The sequence below is a fragment of the Bradyrhizobium sp. genome (assembly GCF_016219575.1).
Taxonomy (GTDB): domain Bacteria; phylum Pseudomonadota; class Alphaproteobacteria; order Rhizobiales; family Xanthobacteraceae; genus Bradyrhizobium.
Genome location: NZ_JACRMG010000009.1, coordinates 62,220 through 84,059, shown reverse-complemented (window position 1 = coordinate 84,059; position 21,840 = coordinate 62,220). Strand labels below are relative to the sequence as shown.

The 21,840-nt window shown below is 64.1% G+C and carries 20 protein-coding genes; 12 read left to right on the top strand and 8 right to left on the bottom strand.

The annotated features are described in order from the left end of the window. Positions 1–37 precede the first annotated feature (37 nt). The 5 genes from HZB49_RS05465 (at position 38) to HZB49_RS05445 (ending at position 5,250) form a co-directional block, all read left to right on the top strand. On the top strand, positions 38–523 hold the full coding sequence (locus tag HZB49_RS05465; RefSeq protein WP_291609491.1) for a tripartite tricarboxylate transporter TctB family protein: 486 nt from the start codon (positions 38–40) through the stop codon (positions 521–523). A gap of 3 nt (positions 524–526) precedes the next feature. Beyond that, positions 527–2,041: a tripartite tricarboxylate transporter permease gene (locus HZB49_RS05460; RefSeq protein ID WP_291609490.1), complete on the top strand. Its 1,515-nt coding sequence runs from the start codon at positions 527–529 to the stop codon at positions 2,039–2,041. Between the two features lie 50 nt (positions 2,042–2,091). Beyond that, a complete protein-coding gene (gene meaB, locus HZB49_RS05455; protein ID WP_291609489.1) occupies positions 2,092–3,081 on the top strand; it encodes a methylmalonyl Co-A mutase-associated GTPase MeaB in 990 nt (329 codons plus the stop codon). Further along, entirely contained in the window at positions 3,069–3,740 is a 672-nt protein-coding gene (locus tag HZB49_RS05450) for a pyroglutamyl-peptidase I (protein WP_291609488.1), read from the top strand. The genes meaB and HZB49_RS05450 overlap by 13 nt, the downstream gene beginning before the upstream one ends. A 139-nt stretch (positions 3,741–3,879) precedes the next feature. After that, a complete protein-coding gene (locus tag HZB49_RS05445) occupies positions 3,880–5,250 on the top strand; it encodes a TIGR03808 family TAT-translocated repetitive protein (protein WP_291609487.1) in 1,371 nt (456 codons plus the stop codon). Here the strand turns inward: HZB49_RS05445 and HZB49_RS05440 are convergent. The 4 genes from HZB49_RS05440 to HZB49_RS05425 all read right to left on the bottom strand — a co-directional run bounded on the left by HZB49_RS05440 (position 5,247) and on the right by HZB49_RS05425 (position 9,212). Further along, entirely contained in the window at positions 5,247–5,762 is a 516-nt protein-coding gene (locus HZB49_RS05440) for a TIGR03809 family protein (protein WP_291609486.1), read from the bottom strand. The two genes, HZB49_RS05445 and HZB49_RS05440, sit on opposite strands and share 4 nt — an antisense overlap. 430 nt (positions 5,763–6,192) lie before the next feature. Continuing rightward, positions 6,193–7,902 carry a S8 family serine peptidase gene (locus tag HZB49_RS05435; protein ID WP_291609485.1) on the bottom strand — a complete coding sequence of 570 codons (1,710 nt, stop codon included), beginning with the start codon at positions 7,900–7,902 and terminating at the stop codon, positions 6,193–6,195. Between the two features lie 42 nt (positions 7,903–7,944). Next, positions 7,945–8,646: a hypothetical protein gene (locus HZB49_RS05430; RefSeq protein ID WP_291609484.1), complete on the bottom strand. Its 702-nt coding sequence runs from the start codon at positions 8,644–8,646 to the stop codon at positions 7,945–7,947. After that, entirely contained in the window at positions 8,643–9,212 is a 570-nt protein-coding gene (locus tag HZB49_RS05425) for a sigma-70 family RNA polymerase sigma factor (RefSeq protein WP_291609483.1), read from the bottom strand. Before HZB49_RS05425 ends, HZB49_RS05430 begins: the two co-directional genes overlap by 4 nt. A 417-nt stretch (positions 9,213–9,629) precedes the next feature. Between HZB49_RS05425 and HZB49_RS05420 the strand changes: the two genes are divergently transcribed. Both HZB49_RS05420 and HZB49_RS05415 read left to right on the top strand, forming a co-directional pair. Next, entirely contained in the window at positions 9,630–10,778 is a 1,149-nt protein-coding gene (locus HZB49_RS05420) for a GGDEF domain-containing protein (protein WP_291609482.1), read from the top strand. 59 nt (positions 10,779–10,837) lie between these two features. Further along, on the top strand, positions 10,838–11,950 hold the full coding sequence (locus tag HZB49_RS05415; RefSeq protein WP_291609481.1) for a DUF2336 domain-containing protein: 1,113 nt from the start codon (positions 10,838–10,840) through the stop codon (positions 11,948–11,950). 12 nt (positions 11,951–11,962) lie between these two features. Here HZB49_RS05415 and HZB49_RS05410 read toward each other — a convergent pair whose 3' ends face one another. After that, positions 11,963–12,673, bottom strand: coding sequence for a metallophosphoesterase family protein (locus tag HZB49_RS05410; protein WP_291609480.1), 711 nt, complete (start codon positions 12,671–12,673; stop codon positions 11,963–11,965). Between the two features lie 141 nt (positions 12,674–12,814). On the opposite strand from HZB49_RS05410, the gene HZB49_RS05405 reads away from it, so the two are divergent. The 3 genes from HZB49_RS05405 (at position 12,815) to HZB49_RS05395 (ending at position 16,171) form a co-directional block, all read left to right on the top strand. After that, the gene (locus HZB49_RS05405) at positions 12,815–14,065 is read left to right on the top strand and encodes an MBL fold metallo-hydrolase (protein ID WP_291609479.1); all 1,251 of its coding nucleotides are present in this window, start codon (positions 12,815–12,817) and stop codon (positions 14,063–14,065) included. A 19-nt stretch (positions 14,066–14,084) separates the two neighbouring features. After that, positions 14,085–14,885, top strand: a complete 801-nt coding sequence (locus tag HZB49_RS05400; RefSeq protein WP_291609478.1) for a hypothetical protein — start codon at positions 14,085–14,087, stop codon at positions 14,883–14,885. A 134-nt stretch (positions 14,886–15,019) separates the two neighbouring features. Beyond that, complete coding sequence (locus HZB49_RS05395) at positions 15,020–16,171, top strand: alpha-hydroxy acid oxidase (protein ID WP_291609477.1); 1,152 nt, start codon at positions 15,020–15,022, stop codon at positions 16,169–16,171. 154 nt (positions 16,172–16,325) lie between these two features. Here the strand turns inward: HZB49_RS05395 and HZB49_RS05390 are convergent, their stop codons facing one another. The 3 genes from HZB49_RS05390 to HZB49_RS05380 all read right to left on the bottom strand — a co-directional run bounded on the left by HZB49_RS05390 (position 16,326) and on the right by HZB49_RS05380 (position 19,915). Further along, positions 16,326–18,365 (bottom strand): PAS domain S-box protein, encoded by a 2,040-nt coding sequence (locus HZB49_RS05390; RefSeq protein ID WP_291609476.1) that lies wholly within the window; start codon positions 18,363–18,365, stop codon positions 16,326–16,328. A gap of 363 nt (positions 18,366–18,728) precedes the next feature. Continuing rightward, a complete protein-coding gene (locus HZB49_RS05385; protein WP_291609475.1) occupies positions 18,729–19,367 on the bottom strand; it encodes a DUF1109 domain-containing protein in 639 nt (212 codons plus the stop codon). A 2-nt stretch (positions 19,368–19,369) separates the two neighbouring features. Beyond that, entirely contained in the window at positions 19,370–19,915 is a 546-nt protein-coding gene (locus HZB49_RS05380) for a sigma-70 family RNA polymerase sigma factor (RefSeq protein WP_291609474.1), read from the bottom strand. Positions 19,916–20,270: 355 nt separating this feature from the next. On the opposite strand from HZB49_RS05380, the gene HZB49_RS05375 reads away from it, so the two are divergent. Next, entirely contained in the window at positions 20,271–20,900 is a 630-nt protein-coding gene (locus HZB49_RS05375) for a hypothetical protein (RefSeq protein WP_291609473.1), read from the top strand. Positions 20,901–21,009: 109 nt separating this feature from the next. Continuing rightward, positions 21,010–21,789: an enoyl-CoA hydratase gene (locus HZB49_RS05370; RefSeq protein WP_291609472.1), complete on the top strand. Its 780-nt coding sequence runs from the start codon at positions 21,010–21,012 to the stop codon at positions 21,787–21,789. The last annotated feature ends 51 nt before the right edge of the window (positions 21,790–21,840 follow it).

The following is a 21,840-nucleotide window of genomic DNA, read 5'->3' as shown; positions in this document are numbered from 1 at the left end:
GGTCCCGAGTTAGCTCGAAAGCAGGCGGGGCTCGTTCATGCGTCTTCCCGATCGCGTCACGGGATTGTTTCTCGTTGGCCTCGGCGCGGCGGCCGCCTTCGGCGGCTGGCGGCTTCCACCCGTGCCGGGCCAGCCGGTCGGTCCCAATGTGTTTCCGCTGGTGATCGGGATCGGGCTGTTGCTGTGCGGGCTCGCCATCGCCTTCGGGATCGGCCACTCCTTCGAGGAAGAGGAAGAGATCGTTCCCTATGAAGGGGGCGAGGCCCCGGCGCCGCGCGGCAAGCTCTACGGGCTGCGTGCGCTGCTGCCGCCGGCGCTACTGTTGCTCTATGTCTTCGTCGCCGACCGGTTGGGCTTCATCCTCACCGCCGCGCTCATCGTCTATGTGACGGCGACGGCGCTCGGCGCCCGCTGGAAGCTGGCGCTTCCCCTCACCGTGCTGGCACCGATCGCGATCCACCTGATCTTCAGCAAGCTCCTGCGCGTGCCGCTGCCCATCGGCCTCCTGCCCATGCCCTGGTGAGACATGCTCAACACCCTGATCCAGGCCTTCAACCTCATCACCACCTGGGAAGTCATCATCGCGATGCTGGCGGCATCGGTCTACGGGCTCGTGATCGGATCGCTGCCCGGCCTGTCGGCGACGATGGCGACCGCGCTGCTGGTACCCGTCACCTTCTATCTCTCGCCGATCGCCGCGATCGCCACCATCGTGGCGGCCTCCTCGATGGCGATCTTCTCCGGCGATATTCCCGGCGCGCTGTTGCGCATCCCCGGCACCCCCGCTTCCGCCGCCTATGCCGACGAAGCCTATGCCATGACGCGCAAGGGCGAGGCGGAGCTGGCGCTCGGCGCCGGCGTCTGGTTCTCCGCCGTCGGCGGCATCGCCGGCACGCTGTCGCTGATGATCCTCGCCCCGCCGCTCGCCGAGATCGCGCTGTCGTTCTCGACCTTCGAATATTTCTGGCTGGCGCTGCTCGGCCTGATGTGCGCGACGCTGGTGGCGCGCTCCTCGCCGGTGAAGGCGATCGCCGGAATGTTCCTCGGCCTGCTGGTTTCCTGCATCGGCATCGAGAACCCCGGCGGCGTGCCGCGCTTCACGTTCGGAGTGACCGATCTCCTCGGCGGCATCGAGCCGATCCCGGCGCTGGTCGGCGTGTTTGCCGTGGCGCAGGTGATGCGCGCCATGCTGACGCCGGAGCCGCCGCCGATCCCGCGGCGCAAGTTCGGAAGCATCCTGGCGGGCCAGTGGACGCTCACCAAGAAGTATCAGTGGCAGATGACGCGCGGCAACATCATCGGCATCATCATCGGCGTGCTGCCGGGCGCCGGCGCCGACATGGCGGCATGGGTCTCCTACGCGATGTCGAAGCGTTTCTCGAAGGAGCCGGAAAAATTCGGCACCGGCCATGTCGAGGGCCTGGTCGAGGCCGGCGCCAGCAACAATGCCAGCGTCGCCTCTGGCTGGGTGCCGTCGCTGCTGTTCGGCATTCCCGGCGACACCATCGCGGCGATCGCGATCGGCGTGCTCTACATGAAGGGGCTCAATCCCGGACCGACGCTGTTCACCGAAAAGGCGTCGAGCATGTACGCCATCTATTTGTTGTTCATCATCGCCAACATCATGATGATCCCGCTCGGCATCGTGATGATCCGGCTTGCCAGCTACGTGCTGCGCGCGCCGCGCTCCACGGTGATGCCCGTAATCATGCTGTGCTGTGCGGTCGGATCGTTCGCGATCGGCAACAACCTGTTCGGGGTCGTCACCGTCGCTGCCTTCGGGGTGATCGGCTATGTGATGGAAGCCAACGGCTACCCGGTCGCGGCGATGGTGCTCGGCATCGTCATGGGCACGATGGTGGAGCAGGCCTTCGTCACCTCGCTGATCAAGTCCGACGGCAGCATTTTGCCCTTCTTCGACCGGCCGATCTCGGCGATCCTGGCCTCGATGGCAATCGGTGCGTTCATCTGGCCGGTAGCCGTCTGGCTGTGGCGGAGGTTGAAACCCCGGACGGCCGCCGCTGCAACAACACCTCGTTGATAGCAGGCGCGGGCTCTCGCCTGCCCCGCCCGGCCGTTGTAAAGCAGGGCATGGTTCCCAAGAAGATTCCCCTCGACACGAAGGCATTGGCCAGGGAGCTGCGATCGGGCAGCCGCGCGGCGCTGGCGCGCGCGATTACGCTGATCGAGAGCCGGCGCGCCGACCATCAAGCCTCCGCGCGCGAGCTGGTGCAGGCGCTGCTGCCCGCCACCGGCAAGGCGGTGCGGGTCGGCATCACCGGCTCGCCCGGAGTCGGAAAATCCACCACCATCGATGCGCTCGGCATGTACCTGATCGGGCAAGGCCACAAGGTCGCGGTGCTGGCGGTGGATCCTTCCTCGGCGCGCACCGGCGGCTCGATCCTCGGCGACAAGACACGGATGGCGCAGCTCGCGGTCTCTGATCGCGCCTTCATCCGCCCCTCGCCGTCCTCCGGAACGCTCGGCGGCGTCGCCGCCAAGACCCGCGAGGCGATGCTCTTGTGCGAGGCGGCCGGCTTCGACGTCGTGCTGGTCGAGACCGTCGGCATCGGCCAGTCCGAGACCGCAGTCTACGACATGACCGACTTCTTCCTGGCGCTGATGCTGCCGGGCGCCGGCGACGAGTTGCAGGGCATCAAGAAGGGCCTCGTCGAGCTCGCCGACATGATCGCGATCAACAAGGCCGACGGCGACAACATCAAGCGCGCCACCATGGCCGCCGCCGAATATCGCAGCGCGCTGCATATCCTCACCCCCCGCTCGGAGCACTGGCATCCGCCGGTCGTGACCTATTCGGCGCTGACCGGCAGCGGCATCGCCGAACTCTGGCAGAAAGTGCTCGACCATCGCACCGCGATGAACGCCTCCGGCGAGTTCGCGGCGCGGCGGCGCGAGCAGCAGGTCAAGTGGATGTGGTCGATGCTGGAGGGCCGCATGATGGCCCGCCTGCGCTCGGATGCCACGATCCGCGCCAAGGTGAGGAAGACCGAGGCGGAGGTCGCCGACGGCCGGATGACGCCGGCAGTCGCCGCCGAGCAGATCGCGGAGTGGCTGAGGTGAGCGGCCTGCGCGTCCTCATCACCGGCTTCGGCCCGTTCCCGGGCGCGCCATCGAATCCCACCCAGCCGCTGGTGGCGCGCTTGACGCGGCTGCGCCGCCCGGCGCTGGCAGATGTCGAGCTCTCGAGCCACATCTTTCCCGTGACCTATCGCGCGGTCGACCAGGAGCTGCCAAAGCTGCTGGCGAAGCTGCGCCCGCAAGCGCTGTTGATGTTCGGCCTCGCCGGGCGCACCGCCCATGTCCGCATCGAGACCCGCGCGCGCAATGCCGTGACCATGCTGTGGCCGGACGCCGCGCAAACCCGCGTGCGCAAGGGATCGATCGGCCTCGGGCCGGATGCCCTGACGTTCGGTCCGCACACCGCAAAGCTCCTGCGCGCCGCGTGCGCCACCGGCATCGACGCCCGCCCCTCGCGCGACGCCGGCGCCTATCTCTGCAACTATCTGAGCTGGCGGGCGATCGAGTCCGTCAATACCGACGACCAACTGCAGCTCGCAGCCTTCATCCACATTCCCCTGCTCGCGCGCGGCGCATCGCTGCGCAAGGGCGCCGGCCGCATCACCCTGGAGGAGCTGGTCGATGCCGGTGAGGCCATGCTGATGGAGGTGGTGAAGCAGGCGCGCCAGGCGGAACTGGTAGGGCGGATTAGCGAAGCGTAATCCGCCAATTCTTTTCCGGGCGGCGCATTACGCTACGCTAATGCGCCCTACGCAGCCCATTAACCCTACCCCCAAACATCCCGCCGTTCCCCGCGCGCGTTCACCATGCCGTGCCGCATTTCTGCGCTACGTGAATTTCATGGACGTCAACCGCCGCCATCTCATGGGTGCCTCGGCCGCCGGGCTCGCCGGCGCGCTGGCGATGGCGCCCGAGCCGGCGCGTGCGGCGCCCCTCACCTCCACGCTCGGCCGCGACGCCACGCAATACGGCGTCAGGCCCGGCAGCCCCGATGACCAGACCCGCGCCCTTCAGCGTGCCATCGATGAGGCCGCGCGCGCGCAGATGCCGCTGGCGCTGCCGCCCGGCGTCTACCGCACCGGCATGCTGCGCCTGCAAAACGGCTCGCAACTCGTCGGCGTGCGTGGCGCAACAAAACTCGTCTTCACCGGCGGCGCATCCATGCTGCTCGGCGAAGGCGCCGGACGCGTCGGCCTCACCGGCATCACGCTCGACGGCGGCAGCATTCCGCTGCCGCAGCGGCGCGGCCTGGTGCATTGCCTCGGCGGGCGCGACATCCGCATCGCCGATTGCGATATCGCGGCCAGCGGCGGCAACGGCATCTGGTTCGAGCAGGTTTCCGGCGACATCTCGGGCAACATCTTCACGAACATCGCCACCACCGCCGTGGTCTCCTTCGACGCGCTCGGCCTGATCGTGTCGCGCAACACGATCCTCGGCACCAACGACAACGGCATCGAGATCCTGCGCACGGCCATCGGCGACGACGGCACGCTCGTGCTCGACAACCGCATCGAGGACATCAAGGCCGGGCCCGGCGGCTCCGGCCAGTACGGCAATGCCATCAACGCCTTCCGCGCCGGCAACGTTATCGTGCGCGGCAATCGCATCAGGAATTGCGACTACTCCGCGGTGCGCGGCAATTCCGCCTCCAACATCCAGATATCGGGCAACAGCGTCAGCAATGTCCGCGAGGTCGCGCTCTATTCGGAGTTTGCCTTCGAGGGCGCCATCATCGCCAACAACACCGTCGACGGCGCGGCGCTCGGCGTCTCCGTCTGCAATTTCAACGAGGGCGGCCGCATCGCCGTGGTCCAGGGCAACATCATCCGCAACCTCGTGCCAAAGCGTCCGATCGGCACCGCGCCGGACGACGATGCCGGCATCGGCATCTATGTCGAGGCGGATACCTCCGTCACCGGCAACGTGATCGAGAATGCGCCGGCCTTCGGCATCATCGCCGGCTGGGGCAAGTACCTGCGCGACGTCGCCATCACCGGCAACGTCATCCGCAACAGCTTTGTCGGCATCGGCATCTCGGTCGTGCCGGGCGCCGGCACCGCGCTGGTCCACAGCAACATGATTGCGGAAGCGCCGCGCGGCGCCGTAGTCGGCCTCGACCATGCCCGCCCGATCACGACGGATCTGGCCGCCGACGGCGCGCAGCGCTATGCGCAGGTGGCGGTCGGCCCGAATTCGGTGCGGCGCTAATTCTTTTCCGACGGCTGGAACGCGTTGGGCAGCAGCGGGTAGCGCTCGGTCATCCCGACGATGTCGAGCGTCAGCGCCAGCGTCTTGTCGAGGGCGCTCTCCCCGGACGCCTCCGCCGTCTCGGCGGCGAGCACGGGCTCGGCTTCGGCAGCATCATCAGGCACTACGCTCACCGATGGCGTCACCGGAAGCTCCGCCAGTTGCGCGACGACGGCGACAATGGGCTCAACCGGCACTCCGCGCTTCGCCTGCGGAACGGAGCTGCGGCGGCCGATCCAGGAAAGGTCCACCGGCCAGTTGTCCGGCGTGGCCTCGCAATTCAACAAGCCGCGCCAGGCCTCGACCGCGCTCTTGGCCTCGCGGATATTCTCGAGAAAGTCGCGCTCGCCGTGATAGCGGCGCCAGCGGCCGGTCTCGTACAGTTCGGTGAGATAGTCCAGTCGTTGCTCGGCAAGTCCACACCAGCGCGCAACGATGTCGCGTCCCCGCGCGACGTCGGTTCGATCTGTCATCAAATTGCCCGTAAGAGGGAAACGGACGCGAGACGCAACGAACCGAATCAGTGACAGGGATATTCTGTGGAAAACTTTCCCGTTGTCCAGCAAGCGATGCTCGGCCTGATCGCGCGCGCCGGGAATGCGCGGCTTTTCTGCAACATGCCCCGTCAAGCGGCGCGCCGGCATGTCGGCATTGCAGCACATCCACCCGGCACTTTCCCCGGACTTTTTTGAAAGCGTGCCGAAAAGAAAAGACCCGTCCGGGGGGACAACCGGACGGGTCAAAGCCATATGGGCGCTTGGGGTGGATGGGCGCTCGCGCCGAATACAGCCAATGGGGAGGGATAACCGCTCCCACGCCCAATTAGTCGCGCGGGCTCGCCGGACGTTCAAAGCGCGGCGCGTTTTTTTTAACTGTTTCTGGAAGCGGGTTTTCGGCCGAAAACTACTGCGCAGCCGGCCGATTTGGCTCGTCGGAAGCGGACTTGTCCGATGCCATTGCCGCCGACGGTACTTTCAGCTCCCGGCTCACGGAAACGTCATTGTCGGCCGGCTCGCCGGGCTTCCGCGGCGCCGTGGCGACCGGAACCGACGGCGCGGCCGTCGCAGCCGTGGTCGCCGCAAACGCATCCGCCTGCCCATAGCCGAACAGCTCATCCCTGCCGGGCACGCCGAGGTCGCGGGCCGTCGCGGTGAGGATCGCGCGCACTTCGCTCGGCTTCAATGCGGGGTTGCGCTCGAGCAGGAGCGCCGCGATGCCGGACACGTATGCCGCCGAGAACGAGGTGCCCGAAGTCATCTGGTATTTCTGGTCCGGCGCCGGCAGGAAGATGTCGGTGCCGGGCGCCGCGAGCGCGATATGGACGCCGCGGTTCGACGCGGCGAACAGCCGGTCCTGCGCGTCGGTGCCGCTGACCGCGATCACGTTGGGATTGGCAGCGGGAAACAGCGGCGGCGATTTCGGCCCGGCATTGCCGGCGGCCGCCACCAGCACCACGTCGCGCGCGGCGGTCGCGGCGATGCCGCGCTCGATCAGCAGATCCTTCGGCCCGGCAAAGCTCATGTTGATGATCTGCGCGCCGTGCAGCACGGCGTAGTTGAGGGCCTTGATGATGACATAGGACGAGCTCTCGGCGCCGCCGGGCGCACTGCCGAAGGCGCGGATGGCGATGATGCGCGCTTCCGGCGCGCTGCCCATCAGCCGGCCATGGGCCGCAATCGCGCCGGCGATGCCGGTGCCGTGGACGTGCGCACCCTCCTTGCTGCCGAGCGCGTCGAAATTGTCGGAAATCGAATTGGCGAGCTCGGGATGGCCGGCGTCGATGCCGGAGTCGATCACGGCGATCGTCACGTTCATGCCATGCGCCAGCCTGTGCGCCTGCGGCAGCTTGAGCTTCGACACCGCATATTGCGCCGGGTCGCCCTCGCCGAGCGGCTTTTCCTGCAGCCAATAGCGCATGTTGAACTGCACCCCGCGCACGCTGCCGTGAGTGGCGAAGTCGCGGCGCGCGGCATCGAGCAGGCGGCCGTTGGTGATGCGGAACAGGCCGATGGTGGCGCCGATCAGCGGGAGATTCTGCGACTCGACCAGCACCATGCCGTAACGCTGCGCCAGCGCACGCACCTGCTCCTCCGACATCGAGCCGTCGATCTCGGCCACCAGTTCGTTGGGGAAGTTGAGCGAGACGGTTGCGACCGGGGAATTCGGGCCCTTGCCCTTGCCTTTGCCCTTCGCCGACTTGCCGCCGTTGCCCTCGCCGCCGGAAGCGGAGGGCGTGCCCTGGCAAGCGCCGGCGGCATCGCGATTGGCGGCGTCGCAGGCCGGATAGAGGTTCGGCGAATACCGCGCATAGGGCATCGTCGAGTTCGGATTGACGCGCGTGCGCATGATCGGGGTGGTGGTCGGCGTGACATGCGGCGTCGCGCGGTCCACGCCGGTCACCATGTTGGGGCGGGCGGCGACATTGGTGTCGACCCGCGGCGTGACGGTCGGATTGATGGTCGGGATGCGCGGCGCGATGTTGAGGTTGGGGCGCATCATCGCCTGTGCGGACGCCTGCGGCATGTCGAGCCATGCCAGCGGCACGGCCGCCGCGATCAGCGCGACTGCGGCGCAACCTGCCTGCATCCGGCGCTTGATCACTCTAGCAATCATGAGACCTCGGCATTGCGCGAGCTCGCAGCCGCGACGAAGACCTTACGGCGCGGATTCGGCGAGGCTGACGATCTTCTCGCCGCGCAGCTTGCTCATCAGGCCGGCGACCTCGTCCTTGCTCATCGACTTGCCGCCGAATTGCAGGCGGAACAGCCCGTTGGCGCCGCCGAGGACGGTGGCCTGATAATTGTCGAGCAGCGTGTTGATGTCGGCCATCCTGGCGTCGGGCGCAAAGCGCACCAGCGCGCGCGGCGGCGTGCCGCCTGCCGAGAGCTCGCGGGTCATCGTGGCGGCGGGCTTCTCGTTGATGCTCAGCGAGGCGGTCTGGTAGGTCTGGCCCTTGAACAGCACGGTGCCGATCACGCCGGCTTGCAGCAGCAGCGCGAACGCAGCAGCCGTGGCCGACCAGGCCAGGGTGCGCGGCGAAAGGGAGGCGAAGAACTGCGCGACGCCGGCGGAGATGCGGGAGGCAGGCGACGGCTTGCGCACGGGCTCTCCATCGATCGCCGCAAACAGCTTCTGCATGGCGCGCACGGAAGGCGCGCCCAGGCTCTCGTTGAGGTGAATGGTTTCCGCATACTCCTCGCGGATCACGGCATATTGCCTGGCCAGTTCGGGATCGCGGGCGAGCGCATCCTCGACGCGGCGCGCGTCACGCGCGTTCAACGTGCCGGCAGCATGCCACGGCAGCAGCATCTCGATCTCGCCGGGCTCGTCCAGCATCTTTTTGCTCATCGCCATCATGGCCAGCCTCGTTCAATTCCGGCTGCTTTCAGCAACTCGGCCAGTTTCTTGCGCGCGTAGAACAGGCGCGTCTTCACGGTGTTCTCGGGAATGCCGACGATCTGGGCCACCTCTTCCACGGACTTCTCGTGGTAGTAGACGAGATCGACGATTTCCCGGTGCTCGGCGGTCAATGCCGTCAGGCATTTCCGCAACGCTTCACTCGTATCCTTCTTCTGGACCGACACTTCGGGGTTGTCTGAACTATCCTCGATCGCGTTGGCCGCCTCGTCGTCCAGTTCAGCGTCCTTCCTGCGCCGGAGCGCAGACAGGGCCTTGAACCGGGTAATCGCCAGGAGCCAGGTCGAGACGGCGGATCGGCCTTCGAACTTTCCGGCCTGCCGCCACACATCGAGAAACACCTCGCTGATGAGGTCTTCCGCAATCTGCTCATCCCGCACGAGCCGAAGCCCGAAACGGAACACCCTGACATGGTGCCGTCCGTACAGCACCTGCATGGCGAGCCGGTCGCCTTGAGCGATCCGGGCGATAAGGACGTCGTCCGTAGCCGCCTGTGTCGCGCTCAATTGCCGTCTCGCAGGTTTGGTCGGGTGGAAATGGGCTGTGGTTCGAAGGAGGAGCCAAGATTCTTCAAATTATCGCAACTCCGAAAATGCATATGTGACGTACCCCACAAAAGGCCGGCAAAATTCCGCCCATGCGCTGGTATCCCACACGCTCCAATTTTCGGTATCATATTACTCTTACGCCTTCACCCCGCACCCGGCGCGACCATACCAAGCCTTGGCCGCCAGGACAGTAGCCGCACAGCCTTGGTGCCGCCGTCCCGCCAACTCGTGGCGCGGCGCGTGGCCGCAGCCAATTTCCTTTGAAAAACAACAGGAATGCCCGGGTTTTGACGGAGCAAGGCGGACCCCAAAGATACCAAACCTAAAGGCTTTCCCACGTAGATTTTTCCGCAGGTTCCATCCGGCGGCGAGACCATGGGCACTGCTGCGCCATCCTTCCTGAATCCGATCGCCGCCGAGGGCGAGGCCGCCGGCTCCCGTCTTTCGACGGAGGCGCTGGCGCGCCGGGCGAAGCAACGCCGCCAGATCCAGGGCATGATCGGCGTCAGTTACGTCATCGATGCCGGCATTCTGCTGATCTACGCCCAGGCCGGTACCGTGCCCCTCTGGCTCGGACCGATCTATGCCCTCTGCGGGCTGGCGCTCATGGGACTGGCGATCCTCTTCTCGGAGACCGGCATCAACGAGCGCTTCAGGGATCACTACATGGTCGCGCCGCAGTCGGCCGCGAACATGATGGTCATGGTGGTCTTCACCTACATCGCACCGCAGGTCGGCGTGCTGTTCCTGTGCTCGCTGTTCACGGTGTTCAGCTTCGCCTCGCTGCGTTCGACACCGATCCAGACCGCCATCATCTGGACCGCGATGGCACTCGGGCTCGCCGGCCTGTTCCTGCTGACCGACAAGCCGGTGGCGATGCCGCATGGCAGTCATGTCGAGCGCTTCGCCACCATGCTGGTGTTCACGCTCACCATCGGCCGCTGCATGTTCCTCGGCATCTTCTCCAGCGCGATGAAGGCGTCGCTGTACCAGAGCGGGCTGAAGCTGAAGGAAGCCTACAAGCGCATCGAGGAACTCGCCGAGCTCGACGAGCTGACCGGCTCGTTCAACCGCCGCTGCATCATGCGCATGCTGGACGAGGAGATCGCCCGCTCGGCGCGCAACGGCTCGCCCTGCTCGGTCGCGCTGATCGATCTCGATCATTTCAAGCGCGTCAACGACACCTATGGCCATCCGACCGGCGACGAGGTGTTGCGCACCTTCGCCATCACCATGTTCGCCAACATCCGCAGCGTCGACCGCTTCGGCCGCTACGGCGGCGAGGAATTTTTGCTGGTGCTGCCGGACATGCCGAACGACGGCGCCACGCGGGCCATGGACCGGCTGCGCGCCATCGTCGCCGATCTCGACTGGAGCGCCTTCTCGCCGGGCATGAAGGTGACGCTCTCGGCGGGCGTCGCCACGCTGAGGACGGACGAGACCACTGACAGCTTCCTCGCGCGCGCCGACAGCGCGCTCTACGCAGCCAAGGCGCAGGGACGCAACCGCATCGCGCAAGCCTGATCGAATTTTGCTACCGGCTGCGGAGAATCCGCCGCCGGCCAACGCTCCAGGATAGAGTCATGAGTTCAAAGTCCGTGAAGTCCCCCGAGAGCCTGCTGGATGAATTGCAGGCCACCCTCGCCCACGGCACCGTCGCGCGCCGCGTCGAGGCGTTGCGCCGGGTAACCGACCTCTTTCTCGACAATGCGGTGGACTATTCCGACGAGCAGATCGGCCTGTTCGACGACGTGTTCCAGTGCCTGATGCTGCACATCGAGACCTCGGCCAAGGCGCTGCTCGCCAATCGCCTGGCCCCGGTCGACACCGCGCCGCCGCTGACGATCAGGGCGCTTGCCTTCGACGACGTCATCGAGGTGGCGGGCCCGGTGCTGACGCAGTCCAGCCGGCTCGATGACGACACCCTGATCGAGGCGGCGCGCAACAAGAGCCAGGCGCATCTGATGGCGATCTCCAACCGCAAACAGCTCTCCGGCGCGGTCACCGACGTGCTGGTGCTGCGCGGCAATGACGAGGTGGTGCAGAACACCGTCAACAATCCCGGCGCCGAGTTCACCGAGCGCGGATTTACCCGGCTGGTCAATCGCGCCGAGCACGACGACGATCTCGCCACCTGCGTCGCCCTGCGCCCGACCATCCCGCGGCACCTCTATCTGAAGCTGGTGGCGAAGGCCTCCGACGCCGTCCGGGAGCGGCTGGAGTCGGCCAATCCCAGGCAGGCCAAACAGGTGTCCGGCGCGGTCAAGGAAGCCACGCGCCGCGCGCGCTCCGCCAAATCCGCCCTCACCGAGCAGACGGCGATTGCGCATGCCCTGGTCAAGTCGCTGTTCGACGACGGACGGCTCGACGAATTCCAGGTCGCCGCCTTCGCGGAATCCGGCAAGTTCGACGAAACCAATGCCTCGATCGCGGCGATGGCCAATGTGCCGGTCGCCATCGCCGAGAACATGATGATCGAGACCCGCGCCGAGGGCGTGATGATCCTCGCCAAGGTCGCGGGGCTGTCGTGGTCGACCGTGAAGGCGATCATCAATCTGCGCGACGATCTCGCCGGCGGCGGCGATCCGACCGACCTGCAGGTCTGCAAGGCGACCTATGAGCGGCTGCGGCCCTCGACCGCCCAGCAGGTGCTGCGCTTCCACCGCATGCAGCAGCAGAACGTGCCGGCGGCTTGAGCTTCGCCTGCGCTAGCGACTGGCGGCAGCCGGCAGCATGAACCTCAGGCCATCGCTGTTCAGATAGAACAGAGGACTCAATTTGTCGGGACCGAACGCTGCCGCGGTCAAGGGACGACCGAAGCATGCCCCGGTATCAAGGTTTACCCGGTTGGCTCTCGCATCAGGCGCGCCGTGATTTGTTGGTGTATGGCCATGCACAATGAGAGCACCGTGCCAGAGCTCTGAAGACAAGAACGGCTCGCGCATCCAAAGCATGTCGTGTTCGGATTGAGCATGGAGAGACACTCCTGGACGTACCCCGGCATGGACGAAGAACCTGTCGTTCTCATGCAGAAAAACGGGCAGCGATCTCAACCACTGTAGATGATCGGCAGGCAGGTCCGAGGGATCTCCGACTCCGTAAGAATCCAATGTTGCTTCGCCGCCGTTCGCCCACCACTGCATGAGATCAGCATCGGTGCGAGAGCGATCTGCAGCTCGCCAAAGCATGAAATCGTGATTTCCACGCAAGCAACGGAGCGGCAATCGGCCCTCGGTCTGCTCGCGCAAAATGTAGTCGACGACTTCGTGTGATGCGGGCCCTCGATCGACATAATCGCCCAGCAGAACCAGGTCGTACTCGACATCGCCTGCACTCTTCCGGCAAGAATCGAGGAGAGACCTGAGTTCGTCAAAGCACCCGTGGATGTCGCCTATTGCGAAAGTAAGACGCCTTGGCATTCGGTTCTCCGATTGTCCTGCTAGGTGGACATGGTCACCCCGATTCGCCAGATCTAAATATTTCCTTGGAATATTCCATAACGCGTAAATTTCTGAGGCCTTCGATTGAATATAGAAGGTTGGCCAGCAAGGTGGATCGGAATGCGACTAAGAATACATCGGGGCACTCGGGAAATCGGTGGCACGTGCGTCGAACTCGAGTGCGAGGGGGCACGCATACTGCTGGACCTCGGACTCCCTCTCAATGAGCCGGACCTGTCCGTTGCCAGACTCCCGGATGTGGTTGGGCTTGAATCGGGCTCTGCTGATCTTTTGGCAATCGTCCTCTCGCATGGGCACCGAGATCATTGGGGGCTCGTGCCCAAGGCCAACAGCGCTATTCCCGTCGTCATGGGAACCGCGGCGGAAGCCGTATTGGGCGCGGCTGCCGCATTCATCCCGGGCGGCGTCGCCTTGAAGGCTTCGCAGTATCTCGTATCGGACAAGACCCTGACCATCGGACCGTTCAAGATAACGCCACATATCGTGGACCATTCAGGGTTCGACGCATACGCCCTTGAAGTTGAGGGTGGCGCAAAGCGGCTGTTCTATTCGGGCGATCTCCGCGCGCACGGCAGGAAAGGCGGCCTGTTTGAACGGCTTGTCCGAAACCCGCCCAGAGAGATCGATGTAATGCTGATGGAGGGGTCGAGCCTTGGTAGACTCGCAATCGACCAAGCGTTCCCGAGTGAGAAGGATCTTGAGCAGCAATTCCTGGATCGCTTCAACCGGACCAGCGGAATAGCTTTGGTAGCTTGCTCAGCTCAGAACATCGACCGGGTCGTGACCGTCTATCGTGCTGCGAAACGAGCGGGTCGTACATTGCTGGTCGATGCCTATGCAGCGGAAGTCTTGTCAGCGACCGGATACGACACCATACCGAAGCCGGAGCATGGCTGGTCGAACATTGCGGTTCACATACCCCAGGCTCAGAGGATTCAGCTCGTCAGGAGCGGGATCGCATCCCTGGTCGACAGGTATCGGGAGTTCCGCGTTTGGCCAGAACAGATCAGGGATAACGCCAGCCAATTGGTCATGCTGTTCCGCGGCTGGATGATGCGCGATCTGGAGCGCGCCGATGCTCTTTCGGGAGCACGAGTGATCTGGTCGCAGTGGGATGGCTATTTGGCGGACGGCGCCGGCGCCCGGTTGAAAAATGAATGCGAGACACGAAACATCCCCTTTGAAACCATCCACACGTCCGGTCATGCGAGTGTGCCGGACCTCAAGCGACTTGCTGCGGCGATTGCCCCTGGCAGGCTGATTCCGATCCACACTTTTGGGAGGGAGGCGTTTCCCGGGTTATTTGACAACGTCATGCTCGCCGAGGATGGCGAGTGGATTGATCTTTGAAAGTCGAAGTAGGGAAAAGATGAGCGGTTTGACGATTCAACTTGAAAAGCTTCTCGACAATGCCAAACGTATCAAGGCCAGCGAATTCACGGCAGTGGTCAACGACTATAAGGATTTGTTCGCCAGATACTCCTTTCGACTTAGACCGTCGGTGGGTTCAATAAGCCTTGTCAGCTGCTCAAACCAGACACCTCAGCTCGGCTTTTCGAACATGACGAGTGGCCCTGTCCTGCGGCGCAGGCTGGCCGCCTTGAAGGATGGGAAGGAGCTCAAGGCCCCGGATCGTCAGACACCCGAGAAGTCCCTCCAGTCGTGGTTGATTTCTGAAGCGATGCACAACGATGGTCGGTTGACGTCGATCGAGCTGGCTCTGAAGGATCACCATACTTACTGGTTTGCCGCAGACGAAATTGCGCTCAATGCAACAAATGAGAATGACAGTGCTGAGAAAGGTGAGCGGGTCGTTGCCGACTTGCTGCTGGTCCGCACCAACGGGCTGGACGAAAGTGAACTTGTCAATGTCGAGTTGAAGTCCGAACGTACCACCAGGACACATAGTCAGATCAAGGCGTTCTGGCGCTTTATCGAGCCAAAACAATATGCACTCTGGCGCGAATTTGCTGAAGTGATGCTGGAAAAAAAGCTGCGCTGGAAGGAGCTCGGCAAAACCAAAGGCCTCGTGATCTGGCCCGGACTTTCGAGGAGCTCGAAGTCGTCCGACAGTACGGCCCGATTGATGGCCGGGTACAAGACGGACGGAATCGACACGATCTGTTATTTTGGACCGCCCTATGGCTTCGAGGCCGAACGTTGTGCGTAACACCTTCAGAACAAACCTCCGTCAAGGGTCTTGCGTACTCTGGCTGACGAGCTCAGTGTGGCTGGCTGCGAAGTCTCTCCGACGCAAGATCCAGTGAAGCCGTCCACACTCGAATCCGTTGGAGCGTGAGCGCTATGAATTTGCACAACTGCCACAACTTTCATGACTTCCGGCGTTTGGCCAAGCGACGGCTGCCCAGTCCAATATTCGATTACATTGACGGCGCCGCCGACGACGAGACCACCTACCGGCGTAACACCAAGAGCTTCGAGAGTTGTGACCTCGTGCCCCACGTTCTGCGGGGCGTAGAAGCCGTTGATCTCTCTGTCACCGTCATGGGCCAGAATCTCGCTCTGCCGGTCTATTGTTCCCCGACCGCCTTGCAGCGTCTCTTCCATCATCAAGGTGAACGTGCCGTCGCAGCTGCCGCTGCGAGGTACGGCACAATGTTCGGCGTGTCCTCGCTCGGCACAGTGAGCGTTGAGGAGCTGCGCAAGGCGCACGATACACCGCAGGTCTATCAATTCTATTTTCACAAGGATCGAGGCCTCAACCGAGCCTTGCTGCAGCGGGCCAAGGACGCACGCGTCGAAATCATGATGCTGACCGTGGACAGTATCACCGGCGGCAATCGCGAACGCGATCTGCGCACCGGCTTTTCCATACCGTTCAGGCTGACGCTCGCTGGGATGCTGCAATTCGCGATCAAGCCCATGTGGGGAATCAATTACGCCACTCACGAGCGGTTCAGCCTGCCCCAACTCGACGAGCACGTCGACATGAGTGGTGGCGCACTCTCCATCGGCCGCTATTTCACAGAGATGCTTGACCCATCCATGAACTGGGACGACGTGGCTGAGATGGTGCGGCAATGGAACGGGCAATTCTGCCTCAAGGGCATCATGTCCGCGGCCGATGCCAAGCGCGCCGTCGAGATCGGGTGTACTGGCATCGTCGTCTCCAATCATGGCGGCCGGCAGCTGGACGGCTCGCGGGCATCATTCGATCAACTGGCCGAGATCGTCGACGCCGTGGATGATCGGATCGATGTGCTCATGGATGGCGGGGTCCAGCGAGCGACCCACGTCCTGAAGGCCCTCTCTGTCGGTGCCAAGGCGGTCGGAGTCGGCCGCTACTATCTCTATCCTTTGGCTGCGGCCGGCCAAGCTGGCGTCGAGCGGGCGCTCGGCCTGATGCGGACTGAATTGGAGCGCGACATGAAGCTGATGGGCTGCACCGCTATCAGCCAGCTCTCGCGCGACAATCTGCGATCCAGATGTGGCTAGAAGTCCAGTCCATTCATTCGATCTGTCCACTTGGAGCATGATCCGGAAAAGTGTGAAGCGGTTTTCCGAAAAGATCATGCTCAAACAACAACCTAAAGCGCGATGACGATTCAACCAAATGGCATCGCGCTTTAGGGGCAACGCCGCTCGATGACTAGCCTTGGCCACCTCTTTCGAGCAATCCGAGCGCGCGGCGCAGTGCATTGGCCGCCGCCTTGCGCTCTTCGTCGGACATGCGGTCAGCGTCAAGCTCCAGCCGCAGATGTGCCGTCCCGACCTGTTGCGCGTCCTGCTTCAACCCGATGACCGCATAGGTCGCAACCGGGTGCGCTATGCCTTTTACCTGCACGTGACCGCGCTCCTCGCAGCGCACGTCGTCCTTAACGTGCGCGTACGTCTCGAATGAGATCAGCACCCCGCCGGGCGCCGCCTCATGCTCCAGGCGCGAAGCAAGGTTCACCGTGCCACCGACCATCGTGTAGTCCATGCGGTCCTCGCTGCCGAAATTGCCGACCGTGCAATAACCGGTGTGAATGCCGATGCGGCAACGCAGCGGCGTTTCGATACCACTGTTGCTCCATTCATGAGCAAGCTCGCTGACGCGCTCCTGCATAGCGATAGCCATTTGGACGCAGGCCAGTGCATCCTCCTTTATGCCGAGCGTCGCCGGATCGCCGAAGAACATGACGATGGCATCGCCGACATACTTGTCGATAGTCGCCCCGTATTGCAGCGCGATCTTCGACATTTCAGTGAGATAGTGATTGAGGAGCTGGGTGAGGTCCTCCGACTCCATCTTGTCGGTGATTTCGGTGAAACCGACAAGGTCGGAAAAGCAGACCGTAAGTTTCTTGCGCTTGCTGACGATCTTGACGTCCTGCTGCCCGGTGAAGATCGATTCGTACACCTGTGGCGCGAGGTACTTGGCGAGCTTCGACGACAGTGCGGAGAGCGCGGCGGATTTCTCTGTCAGGTCCTGCTCGCGCTGCTTGAGCTCGGTGATGTCGGAGTAGACCGCAACGATGCCGCCATCCTCGGTACGGCGCTCGCTCACCATCACCCAGCGGCCGTCGGTGCGCCGCTGCACCTGCGGCTCGCCGGGATTGAGGTGCTGACGCATCCGTTCGGCGACCCACTCCTCAAGGCGGCCCAGAGCATCTGTCACGTAGCCGCGTTCCGCAGCGCGACGCACGATGCTCTCGAACGTGGTGCCCACGGTCAGATCAATGTCCAAACCGGGATAGAGCAGATCGCGGTAGCACGAGTTGCAGATCACCAGCCGGTCCTCGCCATCGTAGCAGACGAAGCCTTCGGAGATGCTTTCGATCGCCTCGGCGAGCCGCTGCTCGCTGCGCTGCCGCGCCTGCTCGGCGCGCCGCAGCGGCGTGATGTCGTAGAGCCAGAACAGCCTCTTGCCTCCGGAAACCGCGACATGGCCCCCGGCGTAGGCGACCTGGACATAGGAGATCAGCAGGTTGAGGGGGTCGCCCAGCTTCGTCTTCCAGACTACCTCCTCGTTCAAGAGCTGGCCACCGCGGAGACGCAGCAGTTCGATGATGCGCGTTCGATGATCGAGGTCGTACCAGAATCGCTTGGTGTCGAAGAGATTCAGTTCTTCAGTCTCGTAGCCGAACAGGTCGCGCATCCGCCGGTTGTGAAACAATATCCGCCCGTCCTCGTCGACGACGCAAACCGCGGCCGGACAGAAGTCCAGGATCTCGCGAATCTGCCGCTCCTGTTCGAGAACCTGCGTCTCGTGCTGGGTCAGCGCGGTCACGTCATAAACCCACAGAACGCGCTTGCCGCCGACGAAGCTGATGTGTCCGCCCTGGTAGGCGACCTGCGCGTAGGTCAACAGTACATGGAGGAGCTGGCCGTTCCTGGTACGCCAGACGGCCTTGTCGTTCAGCGTTTGCCCGCCCCGTTCGCGCAACGATGCGATGATTCTAGCGCGCTGCTCGCGGTCGTGCCAGAACGTGCTGGTGTCGATGCCTTCGATCTCGGCCCTTTGGTAGCCAAGCAGTTCGCGGAGCCGCCCGTTGTGGAACAGCAGCCTGCCATTTTCATCGACCACCAAAAGGGCCGCTGGGCAGTACTCCAGCATCTCGCGGAATTGGCGCTCGTGTTCGGCTGCTTCAACTCCCGGTGCGGAGGCACCATCGGTCGCGGCCGATCGCGTCGTGTCAGAAGACATACGGTTTCCGCCGGACTGAGCTGGCGAACGCTAGCATCGAAGCCCACAGAATTCGAGGCCCCATTCGGTCAAAATGACGACCCCGCACGCTTGGCCAATGTCGCTGTTGGGTCATAAACGACAAGTCCAAGTCAGCCAACGTGTCGGGCGGATGGTAACCATTTTATTCGGCGAGCCACGTTGGGCCTGCTCTCCAAGCCGTTATTCAAGCCGAAGCATACGCCACGAACTAACTCGCAATCGGGTTGAGCGGTTCTGCAACAGTATCAAGGAATGTCTTCGGGTAGCGACGCGCCAAGACTTGCCGCCAACTATTTGGCCCTCGTTCAACTCGCGTCAATCTGGCTATGGCTGCGCCGCGTCCTAGTACTTCAGCACCCGCAGGCCGATCAGCGCGCCGGCGGCTGCGACGAGCGCGATGGCGAGCGTGTACCAGGTCGCCACGAACAGCGGCGAGTCATCCGTGCAGTGCGACGCATAGAACGTCGCGGCAAACCCGGCCGACACCAGGCCCGCGATCGCCCCGGACACCGCCGGCCGAGCCGGCGCGCCGTGGCGCAAGCCCACCAGGGCTGCGATCAACAGGGGCAGCGACAGCACCGGGATCCACGTCAGGCAGAATCTCGAATTGTTGCCGACGAGGCGCGTCATCATCGGCGCGCGCTGCGGCATCATCATCTCGCCGCCGATTCCGGCGACCAAGAGGCCCGCGGGGATCAGGAGATACCAGCCGAAACCGCGCAGCGAGGCTTCCGGCCGCGACAGGTGCAGCGCCACGGCAATGGCCGAGATCGCGAGCGCCAGCGTGACCGCGAACTTCAGGTCGAAGAACGGGTTCTTCATCGCCGTCATGATGTCCGGCCGCACGCCGAGCTCGGCGAAGAAGATCAGCAGCGACACGGGTGCCGCCGCCAGAAGCGCCAGCATCAGCACGTAGCCGACCGGGCGGGCGCGGTGCGAATTGTCGGCCGCGAGCGAACGAATGAGCTGCTCGGTGTCCATGCTCACTGCTCCTTCAGCCTGGCCGTCAGGCTCGCCAGCCCGCGATGCAGCGCCACCCGCACCGCGCCCTCGCTCATGGCAAACTTCCTGGCGGTGTCCTTGATGGAGGCGCTCTCGACCGCGATCGACTGCAGCACGTCGCGCTGCCGCGCCGGCAGCGTCTGCAACTGGGCGGCAACCTCGCCGGCGGGCGCCGTCTCCGGCTCGGGCTCGCCGGCCAGCGTTTCGGCAAAATCGTCGATGTCGACGAAGATGCGCCGGCCGCGGCGGCGCAGCGAATCGATCAGCTTGTTGCGGGCGATCGCGAACAGCCAGGGCGCGAACGGGGCGTTCGTGTCCCAGGTGTGACGCTTCAAATGCACCGCCAGCAAAATGTCCTGCACGATGTCCTCGGACTGATCGACCGGTTGCCCTGCACGCGACAGACCGCGGCGCGCCGCGGCCCGGAGCACCGGCGTGACACTTCTGAGCAAGCGATGATACGCCCCATCGTCGCCTGAAATGGCCAGCCGCATCAGGCCGGTCCATTCGTTCTCATGTTCGCGCACGCGCGCTCCCACCTGGCAATTCGGTCAATATTTCAATTTGTTACGCCGAGACCCCGAGATCACGAATTCGTGATCGATGTCCGGAAGGCCCGCAAAGGGCCGGTCGGCCAGGGGAATCGGCGGGCCGCCTCGCTGGACGGCCGAGCAGGCTCATAACATCGATTGCAGCGGATCGCACCCGGCCGGAGAACCCGAAATCGCGCGTCGGGAGCGCCGCGCTCCGCACGCTGCGTACGAAATCCGACTGCCGCGATTTCGCCCGGTGTTGCCCGAAGATTCCCATTTTCTGCCGCGCTGTGAACACGCAGCGGGGTCTTTTCTTGCATCGGGATGGGGGCAATTGGGGAGACTAGCAATGACCATCAGAGCCGGCGGGCGCGTGGCGTTGATTGCAGCCACGGGGCTGCTTGTGTGCGTGGCGGGGGTGAGTGGGACGACGATGGCGTCGGGCGCCGCTGAAACGAAGTCTGCATCGGTCAGCACGTCCAAGAAGGTGAAGCAGGTGCGCCACTACAAGCGCTACGCCCACCGCAAATATTCCCGCACGGCGCAAAAGTCTTCCGAGGAGAAAAAGCCGGCCCAGAGCGAAGTCGCCGAGGCCGGCAAGCCCGGCGAGATTCCGGCTTCCATCGCCAATGCCAATGCGCGGATGGGAGGCGACGTCCCCGACGACAACGCACGTGCCATGACCACACGTGCCAATGCCCTTCTGACAACGGACCAGCCGGTGGAGGGCCAGGGCGCCGTGACCACCATGCAGATGGTCGAGGCCGACCAGCTCAACGAGGTCGACAAGACGCTGCAGGAGCCTACGCCACCGTCGCAGACCACGGTCGCCGTGGCACCGGCCAGGCCCGCAGCCGCGGTGAGGTCCGTTGCCCAGGAGAACTCGACCTGGGACCAGACCTCGCTGATCGGCAAGATATTCATCGCCTTCGGCGCGCTGCTGACGATCGCGTCGGCCGCGCGCATGTTCATGGCGTAGCTGCGTACCCTCCAACTCCCGGCGCGCCCATGTCCGGGCGCGTCCGGGCCCCTTGAAGCCCGCCTCGGCTGCGGGCAATGTCGCCCCGAATTTTCAACCGGGGTGGCTCATGAGCACGTTCGAACACATCATCGTCGAATCCAAGGGCGCGGTCGGCGTCATCAGGCTGAACCGGCCGAAGATGCTCAACGCCCTGTCGTTCGGCGTTTTCAGCGAAATCGCGGCCGCCGTCGAAGATCTCGAGGCGGACGATGCGATCGGTTGCATCGTCGTCACCGGCAGCGAAAAGGCCTTTGCCGCCGGCGCCGACATCAAGGAGATGCAGCCAAAGGGCTTCATCGACATGTTCTCGTCGGACTTCGCCGCGATCGGCGGCGACCGCATCGCGCGCTGCCGCAAGCCGACCATTGCCGCCGTCAGCGGCTATGCGCTGGGGGGCGGCTGCGAGCTCGCCATGATGTGCGACTTCATCATCGCCGCCGATACCGCCAAATTCGGCCAGCCCGAAATCACGCTCGGCACCATTCCCGGCATCGGCGGCACCCAGCGCCTCACCCGCGCCGTCGGCAAGTCCAAGGCGATGGACCTCTGCCTCACCGGGCGGATGATGGATGCCGCGGAAGCCGAGCGCTCCGGCCTCGTCAGCCGCGTGGTGCCGGCCGACCAGTTGATGGGCAAAGTGATGGCGGCCGCAGAAAAGATCGCCTCGATGTCACGCCCTGCGGCGGCGATGGCCAAGGAAGCCGTCAACCGCGCCTTCGAGACGCCGCTGTCGGAAGGCCTCAATGTCGAGCGCAACCTGTTCCATGCGACGTTCGCGCTGGAAGACCGCTCCGAAGGCATGGCCGCCTTCATCGAGAAGCGCAAGCCGGTAAACAAGAACCGGTGATGTTGTAGGGTCAATTGGGTGGGCAAAGGCGCGTGCGCGCCGTGCCCACTT